General features: G+C 57.3%; 19 protein-coding genes. 7 read left to right on the top strand and 12 right to left on the bottom strand.

Annotated elements, in window-relative coordinates; all coding sequences use genetic code 11:
- Window positions 1-13: 13 nt before the first annotated feature.
- Complete coding sequence (locus ACKTSJ_RS02495) at window positions 14-1,057, bottom strand: type IV pilus twitching motility protein PilT (RefSeq protein ID WP_407897059.1); 1,044 nt, start codon at window positions 1,055-1,057, stop codon at window positions 14-16.
- 53 nt (window positions 1,058-1,110) lie between these two features.
- Here ACKTSJ_RS02495 and ACKTSJ_RS02490 point away from each other — a divergent pair, with 53 nt between their 5' ends.
- The 3 genes from ACKTSJ_RS02490 to ACKTSJ_RS02480 are packed head-to-tail and all read left to right on the top strand — an operon-like array spanning window position 1,111 to window position 3,184.
- Window positions 1,111-1,809 carry a YggS family pyridoxal phosphate-dependent enzyme gene (locus tag ACKTSJ_RS02490; protein WP_407897057.1) on the top strand — a complete coding sequence of 233 codons (699 nt, stop codon included), beginning with the start codon at window positions 1,111-1,113 and terminating at the stop codon, window positions 1,807-1,809.
- Window positions 1,806-2,618: a pyrroline-5-carboxylate reductase gene (gene proC, locus ACKTSJ_RS02485; RefSeq protein ID WP_407897055.1), complete on the top strand. Its 813-nt coding sequence runs from the start codon at window positions 1,806-1,808 to the stop codon at window positions 2,616-2,618. The genes ACKTSJ_RS02490 and proC overlap by 4 nt, the downstream gene beginning before the upstream one ends.
- Window positions 2,618-3,184 carry a YggT family protein gene (locus ACKTSJ_RS02480; protein ID WP_407897053.1) on the top strand — a complete coding sequence of 189 codons (567 nt, stop codon included), beginning with the start codon at window positions 2,618-2,620 and terminating at the stop codon, window positions 3,182-3,184. The genes proC and ACKTSJ_RS02480 overlap by 1 nt, the downstream gene beginning before the upstream one ends.
- Here ACKTSJ_RS02480 and ACKTSJ_RS02475 read toward each other — a convergent pair.
- Both ACKTSJ_RS02475 and ACKTSJ_RS02470 read right to left on the bottom strand, forming a co-directional pair.
- A complete protein-coding gene (locus tag ACKTSJ_RS02475) occupies window positions 3,168-3,797 on the bottom strand; it encodes a class I SAM-dependent methyltransferase (protein WP_407897052.1) in 630 nt (209 codons plus the stop codon). The two genes, ACKTSJ_RS02480 and ACKTSJ_RS02475, sit on opposite strands and share 17 nt — an antisense overlap.
- The gene (locus tag ACKTSJ_RS02470) at window positions 3,794-4,702 is read right to left on the bottom strand and encodes a hydrogen peroxide-inducible genes activator (protein WP_407897050.1); all 909 of its coding nucleotides are present in this window, start codon (window positions 4,700-4,702) and stop codon (window positions 3,794-3,796) included. The genes ACKTSJ_RS02475 and ACKTSJ_RS02470 overlap by 4 nt, the downstream gene beginning before the upstream one ends.
- Window positions 4,703-4,871: 169 nt before the next feature.
- On the opposite strand from ACKTSJ_RS02470, the gene katG reads away from it, so the two are divergent.
- From katG to infA, 4 genes are all read left to right on the top strand, one after another.
- Window positions 4,872-7,055, top strand: a complete 2,184-nt coding sequence (gene katG, locus ACKTSJ_RS02465; protein ID WP_407897048.1) for a catalase/peroxidase HPI — start codon at window positions 4,872-4,874, stop codon at window positions 7,053-7,055.
- 83 nt (window positions 7,056-7,138) lie between these two features.
- Window positions 7,139-7,288, top strand: coding sequence for a hypothetical protein (locus ACKTSJ_RS02460; RefSeq protein WP_407897046.1), 150 nt, complete (start codon window positions 7,139-7,141; stop codon window positions 7,286-7,288).
- A 1-nt stretch (window position 7,289) separates the two neighbouring features.
- On the top strand, window positions 7,290-7,772 hold the full coding sequence (locus ACKTSJ_RS02455) for a Dps family protein (protein WP_407897044.1): 483 nt from the start codon (window positions 7,290-7,292) through the stop codon (window positions 7,770-7,772).
- A 485-nt stretch (window positions 7,773-8,257) separates the two neighbouring features.
- On the top strand, window positions 8,258-8,518 hold the full coding sequence (gene infA / locus ACKTSJ_RS02450) for a translation initiation factor IF-1 (protein ID WP_407897043.1): 261 nt from the start codon (window positions 8,258-8,260) through the stop codon (window positions 8,516-8,518).
- Window positions 8,519-8,593: 75 nt separating this feature from the next.
- Here infA and ACKTSJ_RS02445 read toward each other — a convergent pair whose 3' ends face one another.
- The 9 genes from ACKTSJ_RS02445 to ACKTSJ_RS02405 form a co-directional block, all read right to left on the bottom strand.
- A complete protein-coding gene (locus ACKTSJ_RS02445; protein ID WP_407897041.1) occupies window positions 8,594-9,415 on the bottom strand; it encodes a symmetrical bis(5'-nucleosyl)-tetraphosphatase in 822 nt (273 codons plus the stop codon).
- A 59-nt stretch (window positions 9,416-9,474) separates the two neighbouring features.
- A complete protein-coding gene (locus tag ACKTSJ_RS02440) occupies window positions 9,475-10,389 on the bottom strand; it encodes a glycosyltransferase family 2 protein (protein WP_407897039.1) in 915 nt (304 codons plus the stop codon).
- A 138-nt stretch (window positions 10,390-10,527) separates the two neighbouring features.
- Window positions 10,528-11,919: an undecaprenyl-phosphate glucose phosphotransferase gene (locus ACKTSJ_RS02435; protein ID WP_407897037.1), complete on the bottom strand. Its 1,392-nt coding sequence runs from the start codon at window positions 11,917-11,919 to the stop codon at window positions 10,528-10,530.
- 78 nt (window positions 11,920-11,997) lie between these two features.
- Window positions 11,998-13,188 carry a WcaI family glycosyltransferase gene (locus tag ACKTSJ_RS02430; RefSeq protein ID WP_407897035.1) on the bottom strand — a complete coding sequence of 397 codons (1,191 nt, stop codon included), beginning with the start codon at window positions 13,186-13,188 and terminating at the stop codon, window positions 11,998-12,000.
- Between the two features lie 398 nt (window positions 13,189-13,586).
- Complete coding sequence (locus ACKTSJ_RS02425; RefSeq protein WP_407897033.1) at window positions 13,587-14,168, bottom strand: putative colanic acid biosynthesis acetyltransferase; 582 nt, start codon at window positions 14,166-14,168, stop codon at window positions 13,587-13,589.
- A complete protein-coding gene (locus ACKTSJ_RS02420; protein ID WP_407897031.1) occupies window positions 14,165-15,298 on the bottom strand; it encodes a glycosyltransferase in 1,134 nt (377 codons plus the stop codon). The genes ACKTSJ_RS02425 and ACKTSJ_RS02420 overlap by 4 nt, the downstream gene beginning before the upstream one ends.
- Before the next feature lie 16 nt (window positions 15,299-15,314).
- Window positions 15,315-15,794, bottom strand: coding sequence for a hypothetical protein (locus ACKTSJ_RS02415; protein ID WP_407897030.1), 480 nt, complete (start codon window positions 15,792-15,794; stop codon window positions 15,315-15,317).
- A 93-nt stretch (window positions 15,795-15,887) separates the two neighbouring features.
- Entirely contained in the window at window positions 15,888-17,129 is a 1,242-nt protein-coding gene (locus ACKTSJ_RS02410) for a hypothetical protein (protein ID WP_407897028.1), read from the bottom strand.
- Window positions 17,130-17,153: 24 nt separating this feature from the next.
- Window positions 17,154-17,972 (bottom strand): glycosyltransferase family 2 protein, encoded by an 819-nt coding sequence (locus tag ACKTSJ_RS02405; RefSeq protein WP_407897026.1) that lies wholly within the window; start codon window positions 17,970-17,972, stop codon window positions 17,154-17,156.
- Between the last annotated feature and the right edge of the window lie 85 nt (window positions 17,973-18,057).

Below are 18,057 nucleotides of genomic sequence, written 5' to 3'. Positions count from 1 at the left end.
GAGTTCTCCTTGATCAGCCCGGGAACAGGTCCTTGTTCGCGGCTTTGCCGCGCGCTTCGGCCGAACTGACGACGCCGCGTTTCACCAGGTCGGTCAGGCACTGGTCGAGCGTCTGCATGCCGATGCTGCCGCCGGTCTGGATGGCGGAATACATCTGCGGCACTTTCGCTTCGCGGATCAGGTTGCGGATGGCGGGGGTGCACAGCATGATCTCGTGCGCGGCGGCGCGGCCGCTGCCGTCCTTGGTCTTGAGCAGGGTCTGCGAGATCACCGCGCGCAGCGATTCGGACAACATCGCGCGCACCATCTCCTTCTCGTCGGCGGGGAACACGTCGATGATGCGGTCGATGGTCTTGGCGGCGGAGCTGGTGTGCAGCGTGCCGAACACCAGGTGGCCGGTCTCGGCGGCGGACATCGCCAGGCGGATGGTTTCCAGGTCGCGCATTTCGCCGACCAGAATCACGTCCGGGTCTTCGCGCAGGGCCGAGCGCAGGGCATTGTTGAACGACAGCGTGTGCGGGCCGACTTCACGCTGGTTGATCAGGCACTTCTTCGATTCGTGCACGAATTCGATCGGGTCTTCCACGGTCAGGATGTGGCCCATCTCTTTTTCGTTGATGTGGTTGACCATGGCCGCCAGCGTGGTCGACTTGCCGGAACCGGTGGGGCCGGTCACCAGCACCAGGCCGCGCGGATACTCCGAGATGGCCTCGAAGATCTTCGGACACTTGAGGTCTTCGAGGCTCATGATCTTGGAGGGAATGGTGCGCATCACCGCGCCCGCGCCGCGGTTCTGCACAAAGGCATTGACCCGGAAACGCGCCAGATTCGGCACTTCGAACGAGAAGTCGACTTCCTTGTTCTCCTCGTAATGCTTGCGCTGCCCGTCGTTCATGATGTCGTACACCATGGCGTGCACTTCCTTGTGTTCCATCGGCGGCAGGTTGATGCGGCGCATGTCGCCGTGCACGCGGATCATCGGCGGCAGGCCGGCAGAAAGGTGCAGGTCGGAGGCTTGGTTCTTCACGCCGAAGGCGAGCAGTTCGGTGATATCCATATATAATTCCCCAGTCGTTAAACAACCGCCAACACCGCGCAGGCCGCCGGATTATGACTGCAATCCTTTCCAACTTGCAAGCCGTGAAGCGGGCCATTGCCGCGGCGGCCAGCGCGGCGGGGCGCCGCGGGGACGCGGTGCGGCTGCTGGCGGTCAGCAAGACCTTTCCGGCAACTTCCGTACGCGAGGCATACCAGTCCGGACAGACCGCTTTCGGCGAGAATTACCTGCAGGCAGCGCTGGACAAGATCGACGCCTTGCGCGACCTGCCCCTGGAGTGGCATTTCATCGGTCCCATCCAGAGCAACAAGACGCGCCCCATCGCCGAAAACTTCGCCTGGGTGCACGGCGTGGAGCGCTTGAAGATCGCCGAACGCCTGTCCGCGCAGCGCCCGTCGCAGCTGCCGCCGCTCAATCTCTGCCTGCAGGTCAACGTGAGTGGCGAAGCAAGCAAGAGCGGGGTCGCGCCGAACGATTTGCTGCCGCTGGCGCGGGCGGTGGCCGGCTTGCCGCATCTCCGCCTGCGCGGCCTGATGGCGATTCCGGCACCGGCCACGGACGAGGAGGCACAGCGGGTTCCCTTTGCGCGGATGCGCGAATGGCTGGAATTCCTGAACCGGCAAGGCCTGCAGTTGGATACACTGTCCATGGGCATGTCGCATGATTTTGCGGCGGCGATCCGGGAAGGTGCGACCCTCGTGCGCATTGGCACCGCCATCTTTGGCGCACGTCATCAGGGAGAAAAGAAATGAATATCTGTTTTATCGGCGGCGGCAATATGGCCAAGGCGCTGGTGGGCGGCATGCTCAAGCGCGGCTATGCCCCCTCCAAGATCCGGGTGGTCGAGCTGGAAGAAGCGCGGTGCGCGGCGCTCCACGAGGAATTCGTGGTGCGTGCGACGACCAACATGAGCGATGCCGTTTCGTATTGCGAGATCGTGCTGCTGACGGTGAAGCCGCAACAATTGCGCGGGGTATGCGCCGATCTGGCCCCCCTGCTGACGGGGCAGCTGGTGATTTCGATTGCCGCCGGAATTCGCGCGCGGGACATCGCGCGCTGGCTGGGCACGCACCATGTGGTGCGCGCCATGCCGAACACGCCGGCGCTGATTCGCCATGGGGTGACCGGACTGTATGCCCTGCCGCAAGTACCGAAAAAAGGGCGCGAGCAGGCGGACTCCATCCTCGAGGCGGTGGGCACCACGTTGTGGGTTGAGCAGGAAACGCAACTGGATGGCGTCACCGCGATTTCGGGCAGCGGTCCGGCCTACGTGTTCTATTTCATCGAGGCCCTGCAGCAGGCGGCGCGCGAACTCGGCCTGGACGAATTGCAGGCGCGGCAACTGGTGCTCGATACCTTTATCGGCGCGGCCAAGCTGGCCGATGCCAGCCCGGAAGATGTGGCCACCCTGCGTGCCCGGGTCACGTCCCGGAACGGCACCACCGAACGTGCCTTGGTCAGCATGGAATCGAATCGCGTGCGGCAACACATCATCGCCGCCGCTCATGCCGCGGCCCGCCGTTCGCAAGAGCTGGGCGACGAGCTCGGGAAGGATGACTGATGCTGGCGGAAGCCCTGCAACTCCTGCTCGATGCCCTGCTGCAACCGTTTGCGGCCGTCCTGTTGTTTCGTTTTCATGCGGTATGGCTGCGCGTCCCGATGCGCAACCCGCTGGGGGAATTCGTGATGGCGGTTACCGATTTTCTGGTGCTGCGCGCGCGCCGTGTGATTCCCGCGGCGTGGGGGCTGGATAGTGCCACCCTGTTGCTGGCATTCGGTTTTGAATTCCTCTACCTTGCGGCCTTTCTAGCCTTGCAGGGATACGCCTATGCACATTTCCCGCTCACCGGATTGCTGCTGTGGACGGCGGTCAGGCTGCTCAAATTGAGCCTCTATCTGCTGATTGCCAGTCTGCTGGTCGAAGCCCTCTTGTCCTGGTTCAATCCGCACACGCCGATCGCCCCCCTGCTGGCCGCGGTCAACCGGCCATTCCTGCAACCCGTACGCCGCATCATGCCGCCGCTGGGAAGGGTCGATCTCTCCATCCTGCTGCTGTTTCTCGTGTGCCAGATGGTGCTGATCGTGATTGTCGGCGGGCTGGAGCAGTTTGCTACGCGCCTGCTTTGAGCAGGCGGATGCGGCGGAACCAGCCCCCGGCCAGTGCCGGGGTGTCTTCCACCACCTGCAGTTCCGGCACGGCGCGCAGCACCTCCTCGAACACCACATCCATGCGCGTGGCCAGTCGACGGGTAAGCACGTTGAACAGGCGGCGCAGCGGCGCGCTTTGTCCCGGCTGCAAGAACTTGTCGAACAATAAAATGGTGCCGCCGGGTTTCAGCACGCGCGCGGCTTCCGCCAGGCAGCGCTGCGGGTCGGGCACCACCGCCGTGATGAGGTGCAGCACGACCCAGTCGAACTGCGCGTCGGCAAACGGCAGCGCCATGCTGTCGCCCAGCACAAAATCCACCTTCAACTTTTCGCCGCGCGGCCGCGCGTGAGCCAGCATCGCCGGATTGAAATCCAGCGCGGTGTAATGGTGTTTTTCGGGCACCCAGGGCAGGTCCAGCCCGGTACCGACACCGCTGATGAGCACGCTCCCGGGAGTATCGGCGGGCAGGGCGGCAAGCGAATGCCTGCGCGCCGTGCGCATCGGGCGTTCGATGACGAAATCGTAAATCGGCGCGATGAAGCTATAGCTCACCCGCAGCAACGGGTTACGGCGGTAGGGTTGCTCGCTCATGGTGGGTCCAGAGGTTGGATGCCGCTTACTTTAGCCTGTGCCACCGCCTGTGCCAATGCCCCGATCGCTTCCGTACGGGGAAAGCTCTTGCGCCAGGCCAACGCGATGCGGCGCGAGGGTACGGGCTTGGTGAAGGGCACGATGCTCAGCAGCTTGCTGCGGTAGCGCGCGCTGTTGGCCGAAGCCGGCAACACGGTGATGCCGAGGCCGGATGCCACCATGTTGCGGATGGTCTCCAGCGAGGTACCGTGCTGCACGTTGTCGTTCCTGCGGCTGCCGGGGCAGGCCTCGTCCACCTGATTGCTGTAGCAGTGGCCGGAATCCAGTAACAGCACTTTCTCCTGTGCCAGTTCGGCCGGTTTGACACTGCGGCGCGCGGCCCAGCGGTGGTCGTTGCTCACCACCACCTCGAACGGTTCGTCATACAGGGGATGGGTGAGGATGCTGGAGTCCCCGAACGGCAGGGCGATGATGATCACATCCAGCTTGCCATTGCGCAGCAAAGCTTCGAGGTTGGCAGTGATGTTCTCCTCTACGTCCAGCGCCATCTGCGGGGCGAGTTTTTTCAACTGCGGGATCAGGTCGGGCAACAGGTAAGGGCTGACGCTGTGAATGATGCCGAGGCGCAGCGGGGTGATTAGCTGGTTCTTGCCCTGCGCGGCGATCTCGCGGATGCGCTCCGCTTCTTCCAGAACGCGCTGGGCCTGCTCGACGATGACGCCACCGATGGGCGTGACGCTGACCTCGTTCTTGCCGCGCTCGAAAATCTGCACACCCAGTTCGTCTTCAAGCTTCTTGATCGCCAGCGACAGCGCGGGCTGGCTGATGTACGCCTTCTCCGCCGCGCGGCGAAAGTTGCGTTCCTGCGCCACAGCGACGATAAAGCGAAGTTCGTTGAGCGTCACACCAGCCTCCTTGGGGAGTCATTCCCGCGCAGGCGGGAATGACGAATATGCGATTTGGATAATAAATCATATCGCTTTGAACAATCAATTGGATTGATGAATGGGCACAGCCTAAATTGTGGTCGTGGTTACCCGCCACCCATCAAACAACCCGACCAGGAGAGAAAAAATGACAACCGAATCGAAATGCCCCTTCAATCACACGGCCGCCACCGCAAAGTCAAACCGTGAATGGTGGCCCAATCAGTTAAATCTTAAAATCCTGAACCAGTTTTCCCCGCAGACCAGTCCGATGGAGCCAGGGTTCGATTACGCAGCGGAATTCGAAAAGCTCGATCTCGCCGCAGTCAAAAAAGACCTGGTCGCGCTGATGACCGACTCGCAGGACTGGTGGCCGGCCGACTACGGCCACTACGGCCCATTGTTCATTCGCATGGCCTGGCACGCCGCCGGCACTTACCGCATCGGCGACGGGCGCGGCGGTGCGGGCTTGGGCCAGCAGCGTTTCGCCCCGACCAACTCCTGGCCGGACAACGTCAACCTGGACAAGGCGCGCCGCCTGTTGTGGCCGGTCAAGCAGAAATACGGCAACCAGATTTCCTGGGCCGACCTGATCGTATTGGCCGGCAACTGCGCGCTGGAATCGATGGGTTTCAAGACCTTCGGCTTTGGCGGCGGCCGTGCCGACGTGTACGAGCCGGATGAATCCGTGTATTGGGGATCTGAGAAGGACTGGCTGGGCGATGAACGTCACGGCACCCAGCCCGACCTCGACAATCCCTTGGCCGCGGTGCAGATGGGACTGATCTACGTCAATCCCGAAGGTCCGGGCGGCAAGTCTGATCCGCTGCAATCCGGGCGCATGGTGCGTGAAACCTTCGCACGCATGGCGATGGACGACACCGAAACGGTGGCGCTGACCTGCGGCGGCCACACCTTCGGCAAATGCCACGGCGCGGGAGACGCGGCGCTGGTCGGCCCGGCACCGGCAGGCGCCGACATCGAGCACCAGGGCTTCGGCTGGATCAGCAAATATGGCTCTGGCCGTGGTGGCGACCAGATCGGCAGCGGTCTGGAAGGTTCGTGGACACCGACCCCGACGAAATGGGATATGAGTTACCTCGACATGCTGTTTGGCAACGAATGGATTCCGTCGCGCAGCCCGGCGGGAGCTTCGCAGTGGACACCGCTGCGGCACACCGATGCCAACATGGCGCCGGCCGCGCACGATGCCTCGAAGAAGGCGGCTATCATCATGACCGATGCCGATATGGCGATGCGCTACGACCCGGCGTACGAGAAGATCGCACGCCACTTCCATGCACATCCAGCGGAATTCGCCGATGCCTTCGCGCGTGCCTGGTTCAAGCTCACCCACCGCGACATGGGACCGAAGACACGCTACCACGGCCCCGAAGTGCCCAAGGAAGACCTGATCTGGCAGGACCCGATCCCCGCCGTAAATCATGCGCTGGCGGATGCCCAGGACATTGCCGCGCTCAAGACCAAGGTGCTGGCCTCTGGGCTGTCCGCGTCCGAACTGGTCTATACCGCGTGGTCATCGGCTGCCACGTTCCGGGGCAGCGACAAGCGCGGCGGCGCCAACGGGGCGCGCATCCGCCTCGCACCGATGAAGGACTGGGCGGTCAACCAGCCGGCACAACTTGCCAAGGTGCTGGACAAGCTGGAAGCCATTCAGGCTGACTTCAACGGCAAGGCCGCCGGTGGCAAGAAGATATCCCTCGCCGACCTCATCGTGCTGGCCGGTTGTGCTGCGGTTGAAGCGGCCGCACACAGGGCCGGGCAGAACGTGACCGTGCCGTTCACACCCGGGCGCATGGACGCGCTGCCGGAACAGACCGATGCCGCTTCCTTCGCGCCGCTGGAACCGATCGCGGACGGCTTTCGCAACTACCGCAGCAGCCGCTTCCCGGACATCCCCGCCGAGGCGCTGCTGGTAGACAAGGCGCAACTGCTCACCCTGACCGCACCGGAAATGACCGTGCTGATTGGAGGCCTGCGGGTGCTGGAGGCAAATTTCGACGGCACGCAGCACGGCGTGTTCACCGACCGGCCGGGGACGCTGACAACCGATTTCTTCGTCAACCTGCTCGACATGGGCAACGAATGGAAACCGGTATCAGCCGACAAGAATGTGTTCGAGGTGCGCGAGCGCAAGAGCGGCAAGGTCAAGTGGACCGCCACCCGCGCCGACCTTGTATTCGGTGCCAATGCCGAGTTGCGCGCCCTCGCCGAAGTCTATGGCAGCGCGGACGCGCAGGAAAAGTTCGTGCGCGATTTCGTTGCCGCCTGGAGCAAGGTGATGAATCTGGATCGCTTCGATCTTGCGTGATTTTTGTCGGGACGGTGGCTCGGGACAAGCCGCCGTCCCTCACGCTGAAAGTGCAGGGAAACTTTTCAGAAAGGAGAAACACCATGAACACATTGCACCATTTTTCGCAGCAAGGTATGTTGCTGGCGCAGTTTTTTGTAGCGGCACTGGTGATGCTGGGACTTGGTTTGGAAGGCTACTCAGCAAACCAAGGCTTGGAAATTGAATCGCACGAATCTAATCAAGGAGAATGACATGAGCAAGATCAGCCCTATCAACATTGGCATCGCAGAACAAGACCGCAAGGAAATCGCGGACGGTCTGGCGCGTATGCTGGCCGACACTTATACCCTCTACCTCAAGACCCACAATTTCCACTGGAACGTCACCGGTCCGATGTTCCAGACCCTGCACCTCATGTTCATGACGCAGTACACCGAAACGTGGAATGCGGTGGATCTAGTGGCCGAGCGCATCCGCGCACTCGGTTATCCCGCCCCTGGCAGCTACAAAGAATTTGCCGCCCTCACGTGCATCAAGGAAAGCACAGGTTCGGTCAGCGCGAAAGACATGATCAATCAACTCGTCGCCGGACAGGAAGCGGTCGTGCGCACCGCGCGCGAAGTGTTGCCCATCGCCGAAAAGGCGGGTGACCAACCGACAGTCGATCTCCTTTCAGCCCGCATGGAAGTGCATGAAAAGAACGCCTGGATGTTAAGAAGTCTTTTAGAAGAGTAGCTGAAATATTGTGCATCGCAACTCTGGCGTTCTTCCGGCGAAGACTCATGCGGCAGTTTCATCGCCGCGTGATGTTAAATCCAAAAAATGCGTGGATGTTCAGGAGTCTGCTCGAAGCGTAACCGGATGGTCAGCCTCCCTGCGTTAGTGCAGTGTTGCATTCTTGATGGTGCTTATTGCGGACGCCTGTGGGTCGGACTTTAGTCCGACGCGGCCGGATGAATTTAACCCCCTGTCGGACTAAAGCCCGACCCACAAAGACCTTGCCGCACATTGGCACAAGGGCGCCTCTAAAACACATGGCCGTGGCGCGCATTTTATTTGCCAATCGCCTCGAATCAGTCCATAGTGCGCGCCGCGATCATCAGACGCTCGTGTCATTGTTGGGTTTCCACGCACTCGCGGTAGCCGTTTCTTCATTCCCTTGCCGTCTCGAAAGTCGCCTATCATGGGGCTTGTCCCGTTGTTTTATCAGGAGATTTTGCATGGCAAAAGAAGAGTTGCTCGAAATGGATGGCGTGGTTGATGAGGTGCTGCCGGACTCGCGTTACCGCGTCACGCTGGACAATGGTCACCAGCTCATCGCCTACAGCGCGGGCAAAATGAAGAAGAATCACATCCGCATCATCGCCGGCGACAAGGTTTCGCTGGAACTTTCTCCCTACGATTTGAGCAAGGCGCGCATCACCTTCCGCCACATCGAAGGCCGTGGCGCTTTCGTGCCGCAACAAAAACGCCGCTACTGATTCGCGGCGAATCATCGGCTGCGCGCAGGGCATCCGGCCACTTTTCAAGTGCCACGGTTTAGTCCGACACGACGCTTACCAATGTTTCGCCACGGGATTGCTGCAGTTCACCTGAAACAATCGCCGGTCTCCCAGACGCATCGCCGTCATCGGCCCCCCCCACAGACAGCCCGTGTCCAGCGCGATGACTTTCGGCTCGACCTTCAGCCCCAGCGCCGACCAATGGCCAAAGATGACCGTTGCGTCGGCGCTCTTGCGTCCGGACACCTCGAACCACGGCACATACCCGTCGGGAATGTTCTCCACTTCGCCTTTGAACTTGAACTCCATCCCGCCCTGAGGCGTGCAGACGCGCAGCCGCGTGAACGCATTGACGATGACGCGCAGCCGTTTGTAACCCGCCAGCCCGTCGTCCCAACCCTGCGGCGTGTTGCCATACATCTGTTCCAGAAACGCCGAGTGGTTTTCGCTGCGCAAGACCGATTCCACCTCGTGCGCCAATCCCAGCGCTTGTCCCACCGTCCACTGCGGCAGCAGCCCCGCATGCACCAGTACGTGCTCACCTTCCGCATGCATGAGACGTTGATGGCGCAACCAGTGCAGCAACGCTTCGCGGTCGGGTGCGGCAAGGATCTCATCCAGCGTGTCGCTTTTGTGCAACTGGCCGATGCCGGCGTCCACCGCGATCAGATGCAGATCGTGATTGCCCAGCACCGTGATCGCGCTGTCGCCCAGCGACTTGACCAGCCGCAGCACCTCCAGTGAACCGGGGCCGCGATTGACCAGGTCGCCGACGAACCACAACTTGTCCTGTGCCGGGTCGAAGCGGATTTGTTCCAGCAGTTGCTGCAACTCGTCATAACAGCCTTGTATGTCGCCTATCGCATAAATCGCCATCGAGAATCTGCGGTCTCCGTGTACGAACAAATCAACTCAAAATTGCCACCGCGCCCGCGTCAATCACCCTTGTGCCAGGCGCCTCGTCCCGGCAGCGGGTCCCACGCCTCGATGCCGTCCAGCGGGTAACCGTAGCGCAGGGCATAGCGCACCCGCCTTAACTTTCCAAGCCAGGTCGGGCGCACGCAATGGTGCGGATTATCCGGGGTGCAACCGCCATCCGGACGGCGCAGCGAGGGCAAGTAATAGCGATAGAACTCCAGCTGCGTGATACCCCATTTCATCACGAACATGCGGCCGCCCTGATTGTGAGTGATGCGCCCGGTGCTGGCCATGCCGAAATGGTAGAAGCGGCTGGCGCCCACGATGCGAAAGTTGCGGCAGCCCGTCACCCAAAACTTCATCAGCAGGTCGTCGTCGCTGCTCATGCCGGGCGAGAATTCCAGGCTGTAGCCGCCCACCATCTGCCACCATTTCTTGTGGAACAGCGTGGGCTGCGAGGCTGCACCTTCCTTATCGCCGCGCGCATCATCCCGATAGTGACGCAGAAATGCCGCTTCATCGAAGTCATCCGGTATGCGTCCGAAATCGCGCTGGATGATGATGTCGTTGCCGCCGTCTTCCGGCTGAATCAGCGTGCCGAAGAATAAAGCCAAGTCGGTATCAACCGACTCGATCGCCTCGGCAAAGGCCGTATCCCAGCCCGGCGCCGCCACCATATCGTCGTTCATGAACAGCACCCAGTCGTGCTTCGCCTGCGCCACCGCGTGATTCACCGCCAGACAGACGCCGACATTCTTGGCGCTGTGCGTGTATTTGATCCCGTGGGCCTGCACCCATTCCAGCGAACCGTCGGAACCGTCGTTCAGGTGCACGATGATCTCGTGCGCATGCGCCGAGTGTCTTTGCAGGCTCTCCACGCACAACTTCAGGTGCGCAAGATTGTTCCAGGTGGGGATGACGATGCTGAACATAATGTCCTCGTGGCACGGGTTATACAATGTCCGACAGCCGCAACCGGGGACGCTCAATCGTCCAGCGGGAAAGCGGTGCCGCAGTCCACAGGCGCGCCAACACGCCGCACAATCCGGGGGATGGACGGATCGCTACGCTCAATACGCGCCCTGACCCCGTATCCCACAGCGAAGGGTCAGCAGAATAATCTTCAAGTCGAACCAAAGCGACCAATTGTTGATGTATTCCAGATCGTACCGCACGCGCATTTCCATTTTCTGACAGGTATCGGTTTCGCCACGCCAACCGTTCACCTGCGCCCAACCCGTGATCCCCGGCTTGACCTTGTGGCGCAGCATATAGCCGTGAATGCGGTTGCGATACGCCTCGTTATGTGCAACCGCATGGGGGCGCGGACCGACGATGGACATCGTCCCTTGCAGCACGTTAAAGAACTGGGGCAATTCATCCAGTGAGTTGCGTCGCAGGAACGCGCCCAGTGGGGTCACGCGGGGATCGTTGCGGGTTGCCTGCGGCACATCCGGACCATCCTCCTGAACGCTCATGCTGCGGAACTTCCACACTTCGATCACCTGTCCGTTCAGCCCGTAACGGCGCTGTTTGAACAACACCGGGCCCGGTGAAGTCACGCGCACCGCCACTGCGATCAGCAGCAGCACAGGCGCAATCAGCACCAGAATCAAACTGCCCAGCACCACATCTTCCATGCGCTTGACGAACAACCCCATACCGTAAATCGGGCTCTCAAATACATTGACCAGCGGAATATCGCCCACGCTGCTCCAGCGCGACTGCAGCAAATCCGAAGCAAAAAAATCCGGGACGATGCTCACCGCCACCGTACTGTCCGCCAGTTGCTCCAGCAGGGCCCTGATCTTCGCTTCCTCGCGCATTGGATAAGTGAGGTATAGATGATCAATCTGTTTTGCGCGAACCTTGGCAAGCAACGCGTCGACATCCCCCGCACCGGCAAGTCCTGACAAGGTTGCCTCCGCATTGTCATAGACCCCCTCGACCCGCAACCCCATCCAGGGCGAATTTGTGATGGTTTCAATCAATTTCGCGGCATGCCTGCCGCCGCCGACAATCGCCACAGAGCGCGTGTTAAAACCCTTTTTTCTGAAATGCCGGATCACATAACGAATGATGACCCGCACCCCAACCAGCATGAAGGGCGTCCCCAGCCCCCACAGACTCACCGCCACCCGCGAGAATTGAATCGCCGACTTGCTCAAAAAAATCACCGCCAGCAAAATGCCGCAGGTCAGCAACCAGATCACAAAAATTGTTCTTGCCTCGTGCCACAGCGAATCAATCCGCCAGGATTTATACAGCGCATGCCATTCGGCGAAGAGCAGAAAACTACTGATCGAAATCAGCGCCGCCAACTTGTAATGCAAGATCGGAGTGACGCCATAGCCGATTGTCACCAGCCACAGCAGCAACACAATGACGAGCGCATCCACCAGACGCTGGAACAGGCCCAGTTCCCAGCTATATTGACGCGCCAATCCGGAAGAAGGAAACATTGAATAATCCTGTTTATTACTTGCATGATGCCCGGAAATCAAGGCCTCCGGTTTGCGTTCCAGCAACCCGGTTGCCCCTTATGAACCTGACGCAACGGCCGACAATGCCCGCGCAAAATCAGCCAGCACCCGCTCCTTATCCAGGAACCCGGCTGCATATTCGCGTCCAGCCTGCCCCAGCTTTGTCCGCAAACCAACATCCACGGCCAGCCGCATGATCGCGGCCGCAAAAGCCCGGCCGTCTTCGGGCGCCACCACTAATCCGCATACCGCCACGACGGCGGCCACCTCGGTGCCCTGCCGCGCGTTGGCCACCACCGGCCGGGCGCTCGCCAACATCCCACCCAATTTCGACGGCATCACCAAATCCGCCGCATCGGCGCGTTGCGGCAGCAGGTGAATATCTGCGGTCGCCAACAGCTCACCCAAACGCTCAACCGGCTGCAGATCCAGAAAATGCACATTGGGCAGATTCTCGCACAAAGCAACCAGATCATCTCGCCCCGCCCCCGCCCCACAAAATATGAATACAACCTCCGCTGTAGGTCGGATTTCAACCCGACGCCCATCCGCCTCTTCCCCCGTGGGTCGGACTTCAGTCCGACAACTGCCAGTCGGACTGAAGTCCGACCCACGAAGCAGTTCCGGGTTGAAGCCCGACCTGCCGCTCTCCCCGCAAATCCTTGCCGCTTCCGCCAAAATCTCCAGCCCCTGCTTGCCGCCCATATTTCCGGAATACAAGGCGACCACCGCATCGTCCGCAATACCCAGCTCCGCCCGGTACCCTCCGGCCTCGCCCTGCCCCTTGCGCCTTGTGCCTTGCTCCTGACCTATCGCCACCCAATTGCGGAACAACACTATGCGCCCCGGGGAAACTCCTTTCGTCACCGCCCGCTCCAGCATGCGTTGCGAGATGGTCGAAACCCGGTCAAACCGGCGCATCCACCACCGCTCCCCCGCAGCCGCCAGTTGTCGCAGCCCTCTGCCCCGCAACAGCCCCAGCTCAAATGCCGCATCCACCTCATAATCCTGGATGTGCAACCACGCCTTGCCCCCGCTGAGCCGCGCCACCAGCCACGCCTGGGGCGCGCAAACCAACGGCGGCTCCACCACCCACACCACATCGGGTCGCCAGAAAATCTGCCGCAACATGACCGGAAAACTGGAGAGCGCAAAGCTGGCCAAATGCAGGACGCGCTTCAATCCGGACGGCCTGGCCGGAACCCACAACGGACAGCGATAGACAACCAGCGAGCCTCTCGCCGCCATAGGTCGGGATACCCGCTGCTCATCTGCCTCTGTGGGTCGGGTTTCAACCCGACGCCCACTTGTCGGACTGAAGTCCGACCCACTAACCACGCCGTTCCCTGTGGGCCGGGTTTCAACCCGACCGGGGTTGAATTTGTCCTGCTGCGTCGGCCTGAAGTCCGACCCACAATTGCTTCCGCCTTGTCTCTTGCCACTCGCCCCTTGCCCCTTGAAACCTGTACCGTATATCCGTTCCTTGCTCCACCCATTGGCAAACCCATCGGCGATCTTCCATTGCGGATAATACGGCGGTGCCGTCACCACCCTGACCTCATGCCCCTGCGCGGCCAGCCACTCCGCCATTTCGCCGGAATACTTGCCGATGCCAGTTAGCTCAGGAGAGAAATTAATCCCGTGAATTAATATTCGCACGAAGCGCCACGGAATCGAGATTTAACTGGCTTTGCAGGAGAGCCAAAGCACACCATCATCGGCGGCAGATCATGGAATACTGAGCTCCGAGCTCCCACTACCGCACCTTCGCCAATTGTCACGCCAGGCGCAACAAAAACATCTGTTGCAAGCCAAGAATATGCACTGATGCAAATCTTTTTGCTTTCAATGGGAAAGTCTGACTGTGTAAAATCATGACTAGCTGCACATAAATAAGAACGTTGCGATACCACTGCATTCGCACCGATTTCAATCTCCCCCAGACTGTACAACACTACATCATCGCCAATCCAAGCGAAGTCACCGATAATTACTTTCCACGGGTAAGTCACTTTGACCGAAGGGCGCACCTTCACACCTCGCCCAACATTAGCACCGAAGATTTGCAATAACCAACGCCGCCAGCCAAACATAAATTGGGGAGAACAAGCAAACAGTGTGGCTTGTATCAGCCACCATAATTGCACAACAAAGGCAGAGCGCCCGCGAAAACCGGGTGGCAATTGAAAAGACTTTAGGTGTTGAACTCCCGAAGCATTTTCTGTCATTTGCACTCCCGAATAATTTCCACCAATCTCCGTGCAGCACGCTTCACATGAAAGTGCTCCTGAAAGCACTGCAGGGTTTTTGCCCGCATCACAGCAAAATCTTCTGTGTTTAAGGCCAACCAGCAGTTCAACAGTTCTTCAGTGCCCGCCTGAGTATCATCCGCGACAAAGCCTGCACCTGCGGCTTCAATCTCGCGCCAGATATTTACCTTGTTACTTATCAACACCGGCTTGCCACATGCTAACGCCTCTGCCACCACAATGCCAAAATTCTCCTGATGCGAGGGCAAACAAAACACCTCTGCCGCATAAAAAGCCCCCCACTTCATATCGCCCTGCAGCATGCCAGACCAAGTAATTCGATGTGGAATTCCCAATTCCTCAGCATGAGCCTGCAGCTTAGGCAACCAGCCGGTTGGGTCCGGCCCAGCCATCACCAAATGCAAATTTGCATCACGCACCGCCACCTTGGCAAAAGCCTCAATCAGCAAATCGCAGCCTTTCTTTTCGTGGATTCGACCAAGGTACAAGACAATTCGCTTACTTTGAAGATCCGGATATTGATTTAAGAATCCGGCGGCCAGCCCCTCCCCATTTTCCGGAGGCGTAGCCACGCCAAGCGCTCCAACTGCGGCATTCACCTTGTATAGCCAAAATGATTTTTTGGCCAGACGGCGCTCTTCATCACAAGTAAAAATCACCCTCCGTGCATCACGTAACGCGCGGTATTCAGCCCAAGGCCAATACAACCATTTTTTAAAATGTTTAAGTGGATATGCTTGTTTAAACCACGGATCAAGCATGCCGTGAGGAAATATATAGTAAGGCGTTGCCGCCCCCCTCAATGCTCGCCAGACCGCAAAACTATGGTATTGCCAAATTCCTTCGGCAATTACTGCATCAAAGCGATGTGCATTGGCACGCAACCATGGAAGCAAATGAGGTGTATAGCCGTAACTATACTTTGAGGGGCCCAGTGCCTGTACTGGCAATTGCCCATTCAACCATGGCGAATCGGGAGAGTCACAAGAAACTATTTCTACTTCCACCCCACAAGCCAACAAGGGGGCCTGCTGCAATCTAACTGCTTCGATAACGCCGCCTAGCTTTGGATCGGCTGAATACAGCACCCGGAGAATCCTCAAGTCAACACCCCGGCTCTTTATTAATTGCTATCTGATTTACCGCGGACTTCCCAATGTAGAAAACAATTCCTATTCCGCACAATGCAACAAGCAATTGGTTTTCGAAAACATTCTGAACAAGTGTTAACAAAAATATCATGCCGGCCAACACATACAGCCTGGCCTTGTCTTCGTATTTTTTTAGCCTTTTATTCGCTGCTTTTATCAGGCTAAATACTACGAATACCAACACGGCATAACCCAATAGCCCAAACTGGACAATGAAGGTGACATGGGTACTATCGATCGGTTTAACCCAAGTAGAAGGTCCAGATACATTTGGATTCATATGAAGCGCCGTGTTAGTACCAAATCCAAGCCCCCGTCCGAGCATAGTTGTTGATAACGGCTGATTTTTCATAACCTCAATAAAAGATCTCATATTTTCCAAACGTGAGCCGTGAATAATTTTTGCTGTTTCTGCGCTTGGTGATTCCAGCATGATTGCTATGCCCCGAGTCGCGAGCAGCCCCCCCTCTGTGAGCCTACGGATAGTCGAACACGGCAAAGCCAACCAAACATACCCCAGACTTTCTCATTGCACGCCCCCCCTGTTCGCCACATCCCTCGCAATACACTCCCTCCGCCATTTGGCACTGGCTGAAACCGCAACGATCATAAGCAAGAAACCACCACTAAAATATCCTGGGGAACGAATGAAGGCTTGAGCAATAAAAGTAAATATCAATGCCATTTGGATCGAAATGGCGGCGGTTGTTTTATTTAAACCATATTTACGAAACTTTTTCTCTATCCGGATCCACCACCAGATAATTACAATAAAAAACAAAATGCCGAAAATGCCAGCTTCTGAAACAATCTTGCCAAATAAATGCGAACCATCCTCAGAATTAAGTTCAATATGCATTACGCTTGACAAGATATCTCGCGCCTGAACATCAGGCAAAGGAGTACACCCCATCATGTTAAAACCAAGCCCCAGCCCTTCTGTACGTAACAAATTATTCCAAGCATCTTGCCAACCTTGAAGATAAACCAAACTAGACATGTTTTGCGTCTCGCTCGCTCCAACTACGCCAGCGACCCTTTCCAGAGTCGGCCCCACAAATCGGTCATAATCCACCATCGCACCCAATGCGACAATCAATGCCATCGCTGGCACAGCCAACAGCACTTGACGAAACTTTCCTTGGGCAAACATGCGATACGAGACCCAGACCACAATCAAGGCAATCAATGTCGATGAACGGGAAAACAGGAGCAAGCTGACAAGTGCCAATATTCCCTTGCGCCGCATTGGTTTACTCTCGGCTACCAGTAAAATCGCGATACTTGGAAATAAAGAAAATGCAACATGGCTAGGTTCAGCAAATAGTCCTGAAAACTTGCCTTCTGATCGGGAGCCCGCTTGAAGTGGGAAACTTCCAGGTAGCAACGCCTCGATTATGAATCCGGCAAATGCCACCAGCAAAACCCATTGAGACACTTTCTGTAAATTCAACCAATCGTTATCGGTTGAACGCCATCCAACCTCTAGCCCAACGAAAATTAAGAAAATAAAAACGGGGGCAGTCAATGCAAATTTTAGAAATTTGTCCGTACAAATACCGGTGATCGCTGCCAGGTACGAAAATATCAGAAAGATAAATAAACCAGAAAGCACATTCACAGAATAGCCTGAAAATCTTTGATTCTTTAAAAGCCACACTGTCCCCACTAAAGTAAGCAAGATGACGTTCAGGCCAAGCTTTAATCCTCCTGCATCAACATTGAATGGCCAAAGTAACGTATTGGCAACAAACCATAGTTTCAACATGCGCTTTATCTTACAATCATCAATTTAATAACCCCGGAACAAAGGTCGAACAATGCGTTTTGCCAGGGCAAGTGAAAGTTCTAATACGGCAGACATAGTAGCCACGTACTTTTTATGGATACGATAAGTTTCAAATAATCCTTTGTAACCATTACTACCCCCCCCGACCAACATCTCGGCTGTAACAGTGCCCAAATACGCCGTTTTCAAGCCAGGTCCGCACCTTATTAAAAATTCATAATCAGCCGACAAAGAGTATGAGGTATCAAAAACACCCTGTTTCTTGAACAGGCTTTTATGATGCAAAGCCCCGACATGGGCAACAGTCATATATCGAACAAATGTTTCCCACTTGAATGGCATCCCTATAACTCTCAAAGTTAGCCCTTTGCTATCCACCAATCGCACTTTCGAACTCACAAATTCCGGAACATCTGATGACAAACCAATTGCACGCATATAACCATCTATTGCGTCGGCGTTATAACTATCTCCAGCCCCAAGAAAAGCGATCCAATCTCCGCGCGCAAGGGATATTCCCTTATTCCACGCATCGTAAATTCCTCCATCAGGCTCACTTAACCAATAATCGATTACGTCCTCATTTTGTTTAAGCAATTCAACGGTTTCATCAGTAGAATTTCCATCTACGACAATCCACTCAACATTTCCATAAGACAGCTTACGAATTGACTTGATCGTGTTCGGTAAATGTTCAGATGCATTGAAAGTGGCCGTTATGATAGAGACGAGAGGCTTACCAATCGTTGACTTCTTTCCCTCACTTTTTAGACGTATCCCGCCTTTCATCTGTGACGGTGGTGCTTCAGGCCTGTTTGGCATGGTAATTATTCATCTCCAACGCTTGCACTATGGCGGACATCTTTGGCCTTCCTCCGGGAAACCCCTTTCTCAGGGTAACGTAAAG

Origin of the sequence: Ferrigenium sp. UT5 (assembly GCF_045866295.1) — a bacterium.
Classification (GTDB): domain Bacteria; phylum Pseudomonadota; class Gammaproteobacteria; order Burkholderiales; family Gallionellaceae; genus Sideroxyarcus.
This window is presented reverse-complemented; position numbering and strand designations above follow the sequence as displayed.